The organism is Bacillus infantis, from assembly GCF_050107595.1.
Lineage (GTDB): Bacteria > Bacillota > Bacilli > Bacillales > Cytobacillaceae > Bacillus_AB > Bacillus_AB infantis_C.
In genome coordinates, this window is the sequence record NZ_JBNILH010000002.1 from 406,399 (window position 1) to 419,115 (window position 12,717).

Annotated in this window: 13 protein-coding genes; all 13 read left to right on the forward strand. The window is 46.4% G+C overall.

Going from position 1 to position 12,717, the window contains the following annotated elements:
• Window positions 1–5: 5 nt before the first annotated feature.
• The 13 genes from ACQCVH_RS05310 (at window position 6) to spoIIGA (ending at window position 12,679) form a co-directional block, all read left to right on the forward strand.
• Window positions 6–152, forward strand: coding sequence for a hypothetical protein (locus ACQCVH_RS05310; RefSeq protein WP_426834761.1), 147 nt, complete (start codon window positions 6–8; stop codon window positions 150–152).
• 1 nt (window position 153) lies between these two features.
• Window positions 154–1,128 carry a phospho-N-acetylmuramoyl-pentapeptide-transferase gene (gene mraY / locus ACQCVH_RS05315; RefSeq protein ID WP_426834762.1) on the forward strand — a complete coding sequence of 325 codons (975 nt, stop codon included), beginning with the start codon at window positions 154–156 and terminating at the stop codon, window positions 1,126–1,128.
• A complete protein-coding gene (murD, locus tag ACQCVH_RS05320; RefSeq protein ID WP_426834763.1) occupies window positions 1,129–2,481 on the forward strand; it encodes a UDP-N-acetylmuramoyl-L-alanine--D-glutamate ligase in 1,353 nt (450 codons plus the stop codon).
• Between the two features lie 109 nt (window positions 2,482–2,590).
• Window positions 2,591–3,691, forward strand: coding sequence for a stage V sporulation protein E (gene spoVE / locus ACQCVH_RS05325; protein ID WP_426834764.1), 1,101 nt, complete (start codon window positions 2,591–2,593; stop codon window positions 3,689–3,691).
• Between the two features lie 280 nt (window positions 3,692–3,971).
• Window positions 3,972–5,075, forward strand: a complete 1,104-nt coding sequence (gene murG / locus ACQCVH_RS05330; RefSeq protein WP_426834765.1) for an undecaprenyldiphospho-muramoylpentapeptide beta-N-acetylglucosaminyltransferase — start codon at window positions 3,972–3,974, stop codon at window positions 5,073–5,075.
• Window positions 5,076–5,129: 54 nt separating this feature from the next.
• Window positions 5,130–6,038 carry a UDP-N-acetylmuramate dehydrogenase gene (murB, locus tag ACQCVH_RS05335; RefSeq protein ID WP_426834766.1) on the forward strand — a complete coding sequence of 303 codons (909 nt, stop codon included), beginning with the start codon at window positions 5,130–5,132 and terminating at the stop codon, window positions 6,036–6,038.
• Between the two features lie 203 nt (window positions 6,039–6,241).
• Window positions 6,242–7,033, forward strand: a complete 792-nt coding sequence (locus ACQCVH_RS05340; RefSeq protein ID WP_426834767.1) for a cell division protein FtsQ/DivIB — start codon at window positions 6,242–6,244, stop codon at window positions 7,031–7,033.
• Window positions 6,996–7,712, forward strand: coding sequence for a DUF881 domain-containing protein (locus tag ACQCVH_RS05345; RefSeq protein WP_426834768.1), 717 nt, complete (start codon window positions 6,996–6,998; stop codon window positions 7,710–7,712). The genes ACQCVH_RS05340 and ACQCVH_RS05345 overlap by 38 nt, the downstream gene beginning before the upstream one ends.
• Before the next feature lie 48 nt (window positions 7,713–7,760).
• The gene (locus ACQCVH_RS05350) at window positions 7,761–8,492 is read left to right on the forward strand and encodes a DUF881 domain-containing protein (RefSeq protein ID WP_426834946.1); all 732 of its coding nucleotides are present in this window, start codon (window positions 7,761–7,763) and stop codon (window positions 8,490–8,492) included.
• Window positions 8,492–8,851, forward strand: a complete 360-nt coding sequence (locus ACQCVH_RS05355) for a small basic family protein (RefSeq protein WP_009791189.1) — start codon at window positions 8,492–8,494, stop codon at window positions 8,849–8,851. Before ACQCVH_RS05350 ends, ACQCVH_RS05355 begins: the two co-directional genes overlap by 1 nt.
• 126 nt (window positions 8,852–8,977) lie before the next feature.
• Entirely contained in the window at window positions 8,978–10,258 is a 1,281-nt protein-coding gene (gene ftsA, locus ACQCVH_RS05360; RefSeq protein WP_426834769.1) for a cell division protein FtsA, read from the forward strand.
• A gap of 41 nt (window positions 10,259–10,299) precedes the next feature.
• On the forward strand, window positions 10,300–11,472 hold the full coding sequence (gene ftsZ / locus ACQCVH_RS05365) for a cell division protein FtsZ (protein WP_426834770.1): 1,173 nt from the start codon (window positions 10,300–10,302) through the stop codon (window positions 11,470–11,472).
• Window positions 11,473–11,740: 268 nt separating this feature from the next.
• Complete coding sequence (spoIIGA, locus tag ACQCVH_RS05370) at window positions 11,741–12,679, forward strand: sigma-E processing peptidase SpoIIGA (RefSeq protein WP_426834771.1); 939 nt, start codon at window positions 11,741–11,743, stop codon at window positions 12,677–12,679.
• The last annotated feature ends 38 nt before the right edge of the window (window positions 12,680–12,717 follow it).

Consider the following 12,717-nt stretch of genomic DNA (forward strand, 5'->3'; position numbering starts at 1 on the left):
TGATCATGATGAATAATAATCAATCCAGCGGTGCCGAATGCGGCATGGCTGCCCACAACCATAAGATAGAAAATAAAAGTCTTAATGACAGGCTCACTACATATGATATTGCAGTAATAAATGAGCGGCCATTACAGGAAGGAGGGGAATAAAATGATGGAGCAGGCAATATTTCTGACAATCCTTATGGGTTTTTTAATAACAGTCCTACTATCTCCCATTTTCATCCCTTTCCTTAGAAGGCTGAAATTCGGCCAGAGTATCCGGGAGGAAGGACCGCAATCGCATCTGAAAAAAACCGGCACACCGACAATGGGCGGAATCATGATTCTGCTCTCGGTCACTGTGACAACACTGGTGATGTCCAGCAAGTTTGCGGAGCCTACTGCTGAGATATATATGGTCCTGTTGGTCACACTGGGCTTTGGGCTTCTCGGCTTTCTTGATGACTTCATCAAAGTGGCGCTAAAAAGGAATCTTGGCCTTACTTCTAAACAAAAGCTGCTGGGCCAGATTATCATATCGCTCATTTTTTATTTTATCTTTCAAACAAATGAATTCTCAACAGAGGTTTCTATTCCATTTACAGATTTGTCCATTGATTTAGGCTGGGGCTATGCATTGTTCATCATTTTTTGGCTCGTCGGCTTTTCCAATGCTGTCAATCTGACGGACGGGCTGGACGGACTTGTTTCCGGTACGGCGGCAATTGCGTTCGGTGCCTTTGCTGTTCTGGCCTGGAACCAGTCCCAATTTGAAGTGTCGATCTTTTCAGTTGCTGTTGTAGGTGCTGTCCTGGGATTCCTTGTATTCAATGCCCATCCGGCAAAGGTATTCATGGGCGATACCGGCTCGCTTGCCCTTGGGGGGGCGATTGCAACTGTTGCCATCCTGACGAAGCTTGAGATCATCCTGATCATTATCGGCGGGGTTTTTGTCATTGAGACGCTTTCTGTCATTCTGCAGGTAATATCTTTTAAAACAACCGGCAAGAGGATTTTTAAGATGAGTCCCCTTCACCATCATTATGAGCTTGTCGGCTGGTCGGAATGGCGCGTAGTAGTGACTTTCTGGACAGTCGGGCTCCTGTTTGCAATCCTGGGAATCTATATCGAGGTGTGGTTATAATTGAAACAGATAGATACTTACCGTCATAAAAAAATTCTTGTACTCGGACTCGCCAAGAGCGGGGTGAGTGCAGCTTCCCTGCTGCACAAGCTGGGGGCCTTTGTCACTGTGAACGATATGAAGCCTTTATCTGAAAATCCGGAAGCCCAGGGCTTGCTTGAGCAGGGGATCAAGGTTATATGCGGAGACCATCCGATAGAGCTGCTTGATGAAGGTTTTGAACTTATTGTCAAGAACCCGGGGATCCCTTATCATAACCCAATGATAGAGGGGGCCATGGAGCGCGGGATTCCTGTCATTACAGAAGTGGAGCTTGCTTATCAGATTTCCGAAGCGCCATTTATCGCTATAACAGGTACAAACGGGAAGACGACAACGACAACCCTTATCCATGAAATGCTGGAAGCAGGCGGAAAGTCGCCATTGATTGCGGGGAATATCGGTACGGTTGCCACAAGTGTCGCAGAAGGTGCAAAATCCGATAATACCATTGTCATTGAGCTGTCTTCCTTCCAGCTGATGGGCATAGAGGCCTTCAGGCCAAAAATTGCGATTCTTACAAATCTGTATGATGCCCATCTGGATTATCATGGGACAAGGCATGATTACTTTGAAGCAAAAGCCAATATTACAAAAAACCAGACAGAAGAAGATTATTTTATTATCAATGCCGACCAGGAGGCCGTCGTCCAAATTGCAGGAAAAAGCCGTGCACGGATTGTGCCATTCTCTGTCAGCAGGGTTCTTGATGAAGGGGCATGTGTAAAGGATGGCTGGATCTGTTTTAATGGGGAGCCTGTCATGAAGCGGGAAGACGCATCCCTTCCTGGAAACCATAACTTAGAGAACATTCTTTCTTCGATTGCAGCCGCTAAGCTTTCAGGGGTGGATAATCAAGCGATCTTTAAGGTCACGTCCTCTTTTGCCGGTGTAAAACATAGACTTCAGTATATCGGTGAAGTGGATGGCCGGAAATTCTACAATGACTCCAAGGCTACGAATATACTCGCTACGAAAAATGCCATTGCCGCTTTTGAAGTTCCTGTCATACTGCTTGCCGGCGGTCTCGACCGGGGCAATGGGTTTGAAGAATTGATCCCTTCACTGGGCAATGTAGAAACATTGATCACTTTTGGGCAGACTGCAGGAAAAATAGAAGAGGCAGGAAAGCTTGCGGGAATAAAATCGGTCATGCGTGTCGATAATGTTGCTAGCGCCGTACCCGCCGCCTACAGGCTTTCAAAGCCGGGCGATGTCATCCTCCTCTCGCCGGCATGCGCAAGCTGGGATCAATACAAAACTTTTGAGGTCAGGGGAGACATTTTTATCGATGCGGTGCATAAGCTTAAGTAAGGGCTTGTCCCGGGCGATTCCCGTCCGGGAGCGACTGCATCTTCATTGTGCTGCAAACTAGAATGCATGCTCATACAGGCCCTAAAACTTGCATTCGAGGTGTATTCTGTTGCCCACAAAAAGATCTACTCCGGACTTCATATTGATTTTAGTTACGTTTTCTCTGCTGGCAGTCGGCCTCATTATGGTATACAGCGCCAGTGCCATTTGGGCAGAGTATAAGTTTGATGATTCCTTTTTCTTTGCAAAGAGGCAGATGCTTTTTGCAGCTGCAGGCATCATGGCCATGTTTTTTATCATGAATATCGATTACTGGACATGGAGGACCTGGGCCAAGGCAATTGTGATCATTTGCTTTGTACTGCTGGTTCTCGTTCTGATTCCCGGGGTGGGAAATGTAAGGAATGGATCAAGGAGCTGGATCGGCGTCGGTGCATTTTCCATACAGCCATCCGAATTCATGAAGCTTGCGATGATTGCGTTCCTGGCTAAATACCTTTCCGAAAGGCAAAAGCTGATCACCTCCTTCCGCAAGGGGCTCGTCCCTTCCCTTGGGCTCGCGTTTCTGGCATTCGGGATGATTATGCTTCAGCCTGACCTTGGAACAGGAACTGTTATGATCGGGACCTGTGTGGTTATGATATTTATCTCTGGGGCGAAGATAAGCCATTTTGCTGTTCTTGGGCTTATCGGTCTGGGCGGCTTTGCAGGGCTGGTGCTGTCAGCTCCTTACAGGATGAAGCGGATCACATCATTCCTTGATCCATGGGAAGATCCGCTGGGGAGCGGGTTCCAGATCATCCAGTCATTATATGCAATAGGGCCAGGAGGGCTTTTCGGGCTTGGTTTGGGGGAGAGCAGGCAAAAGTTTTTTTATCTGCCTGAACCCCAGACGGACTTTATTTTTGCAATCCTGGCAGAAGAATTGGGCTTCATCGGAGGTTCCTTCGTACTTTTATTGTTTTCGCTCCTCCTCTGGAGGGGGATAAGGATTGCCCTTGGTGCACCTGATCTGTACGGCAGCTTCCTTGCCGTCGGAATCATAGCGATGGTGGCGATCCAGGTTATGATAAATATCGGGGTTGTTACCGGGCTAATGCCGGTAACAGGAATTACACTTCCTTTCCTCAGCTATGGTGGTTCATCCCTCACTCTGATGCTGATGGCAATCGGAGTCCTCCTGAATATAAGCCGGCATGCGAGATATTGACCCTGTTTCCGACAGGGTTTCTTTTTACTTTACGGGCTGGGTCTGTTTAAGGAAGAATCGTACCTTCCCTGCAGCTTCAATAATCAGGATGGCTATCCAGATTTTTTCAGCATTTTTATTACATTTGCATGACATTAATGTTATGGCTTATTAGAGCCGTTTAGATTATAGTAGAATGGGGTAAAGCGTGAGAGTGTTTTTTTAGGGAGACTTTGTGCTGCCACCCCTTTAAGGCTATAATGCCTGTTTAATACCAACACTCTTCTTTGAGGTGAAAGTCATGAGAATTGCAGTCAGCGGAGGCGGTACAGGAGGACATATATATCCTGCACTCGCATTGATCAGAGAAATTCAAAAAGAGCATAAAGACACAGAGTTTTTATATATAGGCACTGAAAAGGGGCTGGAAAGCACTCTCGTGGAAAGAGAAGGCATCCCGTTCAAATCCATACATATCACTGGCTTCAAAAGAAAGCTTTCTTTTGAAAATATGAAAACTGTATTCAGATTCCTGAAAGGAACAGCTGACAGCAGGAAAATGCTGAAGGACTTCAAGGCGGACATTGTCATCGGCACAGGCGGCTATGTGTGCGGACCTGTTGTCTATGCAGCTGCCAAGCTTGGCATCCCCACAATCATACACGAGCAAAATAGTGTCCCGGGATTGACCAACAAATTCCTGAGCAGGTATGTCGATAGAATAGCAGTCTGTTTTGAAGAGGCAAAAGAATTCTTCCCATCGGAAAAGGTTGTTTTGACGGGAAATCCCCGCGCCTCTGAAGTGATTGGCCAGGACCCTGTCAAAGGCAGGCTGTCAGCCGGGCTGAAGACAAACATCCCTTCTGTTTTGATTTTCGGCGGGAGCAGGGGTGCAAGGCCGATCAATGAAGCAGTGCTGAAATCGCTCGCCGAGCTGCAGGATAAGCCTTACCAGGTACTGTACGTGACTGGAGAAGTGCACTATGAGGAAGTCAGGAAAGAGGTAGAGCTGGTCGGCAATCCGCCAAATGTGATCATAAAGCCATTTGTCCATAATATGCCGGAAGTTTTGGCTGGTACGGATTTGACAGTGGCAAGGGCGGGGGCGACCACTCTTGCTGAGCTGACATCTCTCGGGATCCCGAGCATACTGGTGCCAAGCCCTTATGTGACCAATAATCACCAGGAGAAAAATGCCAGGGCCCTTTCTGAAAACGGGGCAGCAGAACTGCTGCTCGAAAAAGAACTGACCAGCAAGAAGCTTGTCGCTTCAATTGACGGAATTCTCCTTGATGAGAAGAAACTGAAGGATATGAAAAAAGCGGCCAGGGAATTGGGGATACCGGATGCTGCCAGAAGGCTGCACCGCGTCATGGAAGACCTTGTCCGGAAGAAGGGCCAGTAGCCCAAAGAGCTTAATAGACATAAGATGGTAAAAAGAAAGGAAAGGGAGGTATATATGAACGAATTGATCAGCAGGCTTAAAGATATGCAGGTTGGAAAAGTGAAAGAAAATGAACCTTTGGCCAACCATACAACCATGAAAATAGGCGGCCCCGCCGATTTGTTTGTAGAACCTTCATCTATAGACAATTTTATTAAAACAATGGAGCTTATCCGTGAACATGATATCAAGTGGAGGGTAATAGGCAGGGGATCGAATCTGCTTGTATCTGATAAAGGGATTGAAGGGGCCGTCATTAAGCTTGGCCCGGGAATGGATAAACTTGAAGTGGACGGTTCTGAGGTAACTGCTGGAGGAGGATTCTCTATCGTGAGCCTATCCGTCCAGATCAGCCGGAAAGGCCTTTCCGGCCTGGAGTTCGCAAGCGGCATCCCCGGCTCGGTCGGCGGTGCAGTCTATATGAATGCAGGCGCCCACGGCTCTGATATTTCAAAAATCCTCAAGAAAGCCTTTGTGCTTTTTGAAGATGGAAAAATGGAATGGCTCACCAATGAGCAAATGAAATTTTCCTACCGTACATCAGTCCTTCAGAAGGAGCGGCCCGGCATCGTGCTTGAGGCAGTGTTCAGCCTTCAGGAAGGGGAGAAGGATAGCATTGTGGCAGAGATGCAAAAAAACAAGGATTACCGGAAAGAAACACAGCCCTATAATTATCCTTGTGCAGGAAGCATCTTCCGCAATCCGCTTCCCCAATATGCCGGTCAGCTGATTGAGTCTGCAGGTTTAAAAGGCCACAGCATCGGTGGGGCTAAGATTTCCGAGCTGCATGGAAACTTTATCGTAAATGCCGGCAGCGCGTCGGCTGAAGATGTACTTGGATTGATTGAGCATGTCAAAAATACTATCTATTCCCAATTTAAGGTTAAAATGGAAACAGAAGTGGAAATTATCGGCCGAAAGTAACAGGAAATTCTCCTTACTGCTGCCATTTATTGTGATATAATATTTCCTTAGAAATAACCTTTAAAAGCCGGCAGAAGCACCACCGGCATTTGGATATGCCGGTGCCCATTCTGCTTTCCGTCTGACGAAAACGTTATGCTGCCTGCCATGCTAATAGGCTATTGGCATTATGCGGCTAAAGCTTTTATAGTGAGGTGAAGGTTATGGAGAAAGGGAACGTAGTCTCGCTGGAGGATCGAATTCCCAAACTGAAGCAGCAAAGAAGGAAAAAAGCAAACCGCAGGCTTATAGTATTGTTGCTTTTATTCTTTTCTATGATTGTTTTTGTGATATATTTCCAGTCGCCTTTAAGCCGTGTAAAAGAGATCAGCATCAGCGGAAATCAGACATACACGACAGAAGAATTGATTGCCGTAAGCGGCCTTTCTAAGAAAACAAATATTTGGAAGGTTGATAAGGGGGCAATTGAGGGTAGACTGAAAGAGCTGCCTGAAATCAGCGGGGCCGAAATTGAAACCCGCCTCCCCAATACGGTTAAAATTAAGGTGGCTGAGCATAATCGCATTGCCTACATAGCAAAAGAAAAAAGCTTTTTGCCTGTACTTGAAAACGGGATGATACTTAGCAAACAGGAAATTACAGACATTCCAGTTAATGCACCGCTGCTGCTGGGTTTTAAGGAGGGCGACGTCCTCCTTGAGATGATAGACAGCCTGGAAAGCCTTCCGAAAGAGGTGCTGAACGCAATTTCGGAGATTCATTATTCTCCTAAAGAAACGGACGAGTATCATATTACTTTATATATGAATGACGGGTTCGAAGTTAGTGCAACATTGCGGAGCTTTTCAGAAAAGATGGCGCATTACCCTTCAATCATCAGCCAGCTGGACCCTGAGGTCAGCGGCGTGATTGATCTGGAAGTAGGTTCTTATTTTAAAGCCTACGGTCCGGAAGGAGATGATAGCCGTGGAGAAGAAGAAGAAGGTGAAAGGTAAGCGGGTCGTTCTTTCACTGGTGCTCCTTGTTCTCGGCTATATGCTTTCTTTTTCCTATCACTTTACAAAAAGTGAAAACGAGGAAGCAGACATGACAGGAAGCCAGTGGGAACGTGATTCTGCCCTGAGAAGCCAGCTTATCAGTATGGAAGAGCGCAACCGCAGGCTGCAGAAGGAATTGGACAAGAAACAGGGACAGGTTCTTCAATTTGAAAAAGATCTGTCAAAAGAGGCACAGGTATATTTCAACCTGGCTGAGGATGCAGAAAAATACAGGATGTATCTTGGGAAAGTCGGTGTCATTGGCAAAGGGGTGGAGGTCACATTGGCAGACGGGGATTATAATCCCAGCGAAGCCAATGTAAACAGCTATATTGTCCATGAACACCATGTTTTTAAGGTTATCAATGAACTTTATATCTCTGGTGCCTCAGCTGTTGCTGTAAACGGCCAGCGCCTTTCCCATGACTCCTATATTTTGTGCAATGGTCCTGTCATTGAAATTGATGGAAAGCAGCATCCGGCACCTTTTGTTATTGAAGCAATCGGCGATCCGGAGGTTCTTTCTTCAGCACTCAACCTTACAGGCGGAGTCAAGGATTCGCTGGTTAATGAGAATATCCAGTTCTCGCTTGAGGAGAAGGCTGAAATCGAAATGGAACCCAATCTGGGGAACTAAAAACGGCTGATCCACTTACTGGAAGCAGGAGAAAGTAAGGTGGAAATCGTGAAAAGGAATCAGATCATAAGCTTTACGGTAATTTCCGCTGTGATCGGCTTTATGATTGCGGTGCAGTTCCAATCCGTCAAAGAGCCGGTTGTGAGGGATACCCGCGATACATGGCAGCTTAGGGAGGACTTGCGGAAAGAACAGGAAATTCAGCTGAGGCTGATACGGGAGATCAGATCAAACGAGCTGAAGCTTGCCCAATATGAAAATAAGCGGGAACAAAGCAAAGAACAGGTGCTGAAGGAAACGCTGGGTGAGCTTAAAGAAGAAGCTGGCCTGACGGAAGTAAAGGGCCCTGGTGTTATCATCCTCATTGAGCCTGCTGTTGAAGAAGCACTCCTGGGCAACGCACCTGGTGACGTATCGCCTGATTTGCTTAAAAGGCTGGTCAATGAGCTTAATATGTATGATGCGGAGCAAATCTCGATTGACGGGCACAGAATTATTAATACGACCGTCATCCGCGACATTAATGGGGAAACCAAAATCGATGGCCATGCAATCAGTTCTTTGCCCATTGAAGTCAGAGTGTCTGCAGAAGATATGCAGTCAGCTCAAAAGCTTTATAATCAGATGCAGGTATCCAAATCGGCAGAAGAATTCTTCGTCGAAAACCTCAGGGTCACTATCCTGAAGCCAAAGGAGAATATTGTCATCCCAGCCTATCAGGACTCGATCCGGGTAAAAAATATGGAACCTGCAGAATCTGAAAAAGGAGGCAGTTCTTAATGTGGCTTCCCGTACTGGGTTTGCTTATCGGTGCCATACTGGGCCTTCTTACGGATTTCAGAATCCCCGATGAGTACTCCAATTACTTGTCGATTGCAGTGCTGGCTGCCCTTGACACCCTGTTTGGGGGCATCCGTGCGCATCTGCAGGATATATACGATGAAAAGGTATTTGTATCCGGCTTTTTCTTCAACATCCTGCTGGCAGCATCTTTAGCTTTTCTGGGGGTTCATCTTGGTGTAGACTTGTATTTAGCCGCTGTTTTTGCGTTTGGCGTAAGGCTTTTCCAAAACATAGCGGTCATTCGGAGAATTATTCTGACCAAATGGTCGAACCGAGAAAAAGTAGAAAAAAGTTAAGATAGAATAAAGGGAAATATATTAGTTTTGCCGAATAATTTAAATGATTATATTAATTTAAGATAAAACTAAAAATTGGCATTATTGTTGTTCAATAATTGTATTTGCAAAAGGAGGTGCCAGAGAATGAACAGCAATGAAATTTATGTTAGTCTTGACATCGGTACATCCAGTGTAAAAGTAATCATTGGTGAAATGGTCAACGACTCTTTAAACATTATTGGTGTAGGCAATGTGAAGTCTGAAGGATTGCGCAAAGGCTCAATTGTTGATATAGATGAAACCGTTCATTCTATAAAAAAGGCAATCGAACAAGCTGAGAGAATGATAGGGATGGAGATCAGGCAGGTCATCGTCGGCATCACCGGAAACCATGTCATGCTCCAGCCTTCCCATGGAGTAGTGGCTGTCTCCAGTGACAACAGGGAAATTACAGATGAAGATGTTGCAAGGGTTATCGATGCCGCCCAGGTGGTTTCCATCCCTCCAGAAAGAGAGATTGTGGATGTCATTCCAAAGCAATTCATTGTAGACGGTTTGAACGAAATAAACGATCCGCGGGGCATGATCGGTGTCCGCCTGGAAATGGAAGGCACTATTATAACGGGTTCTAAGACAATTCTACATAATATTCTGAGATGTGTTGAAAGAGCAGGGCTTGAAATTTTGGACATAACGCTCCAGCCGCTTGCAGCAGGGGCATTCGCACTTTCAAAGGACGAAATGAATCTCGGAGTGGCCTTGGTCGATATGGGCGGCGGCTCTACAACCGTTGCCCTGTTCGAGCAGGGAATCATGAAATCAACGATTGTACTGCCTGTCGGCGGGGACCATATCACAAAGGATTTATCCATTGGCCTCAGGACCTCTACAGAGGATGCCGAAAAAATCAAAACAAAATACGGTTATGCTTTTTATGACCATGCTTCTGAAGATGAAGTCTTCAGTGTCCCGATTATCGGGAGCGATCAGCACCAGCAATTTAATCAGCTTGAAATTTCTGATATCATTGAAGCAAGGATGGAAGAAATTTTCGATCTGATCCAGAATGAGATTAAGAGACTGGGAATCAGCGACCTGCCTGGCGGCTATGTCCTGACAGGAGGAGTAGCCAACACCCAGGGCATCCTGGAGCTGGCACAGATCATTTTCCAGAACCGCGTCCGGATTGCCATTCCGGATTATATCGGCGTAAGGGAGCCGCAGTATACAACAGCAGTCGGCCTGATCAAGTTTGCATATAAAAATGCAAGGCTTCAGGGCAGGCAGATAGAGCCTGCCCAAGTAAACGAGGCGAAGGAGAAACGCGTCCAAAAACAACCGCAACCAAAAGCAAGACCGGAAAAACAGCCGGAAGAAAAGATTACATCACGAGTTAAAAAGTTCCTTGGCTACTTTTTCGAGTAAACAGTGCTTTAAGGAATATCGACGAATTAGGAGGATTTGTCATGTTGGAATTTGACACTAATTTAGATTCACTAGCGACCATAAAGGTTATCGGCGTTGGCGGTGGAGGAAATAATGCGGTAAACCGCATGATTGAACACGGCGTTCAAGGCGTAGAATTCATCGCAGTTAATACGGATGCACAGGCACTGAACCTCTCGAAAGCAGAAGTGAAAATGCAGATCGGCGGAAAGCTGACGCGCGGACTGGGTGCCGGTGCAAATCCGGAAGTAGGCAAAAAGGCTGCTGAGGAAAGCAAAGAGCAGATCGAAGAAGCACTGAAAGGCGCAGATATGGTGTTTGTCACTGCCGGAATGGGCGGCGGTACAGGTACTGGAGCTGCTCCTGTCATTGCACAGATTGCAAGGGACCTTGGCGCTTTGACTGTAGGGGTCGTTACAAGGCCGTTTACATTCGAAGGCCGCAAGCGTGCCGGACAGGCAGCAGGCGGAATTGCTTCCATGAAGGAAGCAGTTGATACCCTGATTGTCATTCCAAATGACCGTCTATTAGAGATTGTAGACAAAAGCACTCCGATGCTTGAAGCATTCCGTGAAGCGGATAACGTGCTTCGCCAGGGTGTTCAGGGCATATCCGACCTGATTGCCACTCCAGGGCTGATCAACCTTGACTTTGCTGATGTAAAGACAATCATGTCAAGCAAGGGTTCTGCACTGATGGGGATCGGCGTCTCTTCAGGAGAAAACCGTGCGGCAGAAGCGGCAAAGAAAGCTGTTTCCTCTCCGCTGCTTGAAACGTCCATTGATGGTGCACAGGGTGTCCTGATGAATATCACCGGCGGTACAAGCCTGAGCCTCTATGAAGTTCAGGAAGCTGCAGATATTGTAGCATCTGCTTCAGACCAGGATGTCAATATGATCTTCGGTTCTGTTATCAATGAAAATCTTAAAGACGAAATTGTCGTTACAGTAATTGCGACTGGGTTCAATGAAGAAGTGGCCGCGCCAAAACCGGCACGCCCATCATTCGGCCAGCCTAAACAGCAGCAGACGCATTCACCTTCCCTTAACCGGGACAGGGACAGGGACAGGGAACCAAAGCGTGAAGAGCAGAGCCATGAGCCTCCTGTAAGGAACTCATCTTCTCAGTCATCACAAGGTGAAGAAACATTGGATATCCCGACTTTCCTGAGAAACAGGAACAGAAGAAGATAAGATAGCTTTCGCCGAACGGCGTCTCATATGAGGCGCCGTTTTATATTGGATTAAAAATTTCTCCGTATATTTTATACAGGCACATAATATAAAATACTGACAAAAAACGAAGGGAATAGTGAAAAATTCTCCTAGTTTGGCTACAGAAAGTGACACACTTTAATGATATGGCTGGGGTATACTTTTCCATAAGATTAATAGATAGATGAAAAAATCAGTTTTTGCCATCCGGGCCTGATATGCCGGATGTGTCTGGAGTGAAGGTGGATTGGCTATTTATTTGGATATCATTTGGCTGCTGAACTTTCTTTTTGACAGCCTCCTGCTGTATCTCACGGCGATCTTCCTGAAAAGGGATGTTTCTATTTGGAGGATACTGGCGGGCGGGGCTGCGGGCTCACTGATCGTTCTGCTCGCGGTGACACCGTTACACTCTATTTCCGGTCATCCGCTATCAAAGCTGCTATTCTCAATTGTCATGGTCGTCCTCGCCTTCGGATTTAAAAGGGCCGGTTATTTCGTTAAAGGCTTGTTTACTTTTTATATGGCAACATTCCTCATTGGAGGGACTTTGATAGGTGCCCATTATTTTGTGAAGTTTGATTTTGAACTTTCTTCAGCCGTTCTGCTGGGAAGTGTCAAGGGATTTGGGGATCCGATCAGCTGGATGTTTGTCATCTTTGGATTTCCTGCAGCCTGGCATTTTTCACGGAAGCATGGAGAAAACATGGAAATGGCAAATATCCAATATGACCAGCTTGCCGAGGTCTGCATTTCCATCAATGGGATTGACCTGAACTTCAAGGGGCTTGTAGACACGGGCAATCAGCTTTATGATCCAATATCCAGGACTCCGGTCATGATTGCATCCCTAAAAGGGATGGCAGAAAAGCTTCCGGAAGTTCTCCTCGCCGTTTCGCAGGACCCTGAACCCTTCCTAATGGGGGAGGCAAGAATCCCGCCTGACTGGGAAAATCGGATGAGAATTCTTCCCTGCAAGGTGGTTGGACAAGAACATCAGCTCATTATTGCCATGAAGCCGGACAGAATCATCATTCAAAGGGGGGAAGAAAAAATCCTGGCAGGCAAGGCGCTCATCTCCTTCACGATGCAGCAGCTCTCCAGTGATGATGCATTTGACTGCATTATCCATCCAAAGATGATGACAGGTGCCGGCAAAGCAGAATCAGCGGAAAAGGTAAGTTAATAATACTATACTCGGAAAAACATAATTTAGAAGGAGGA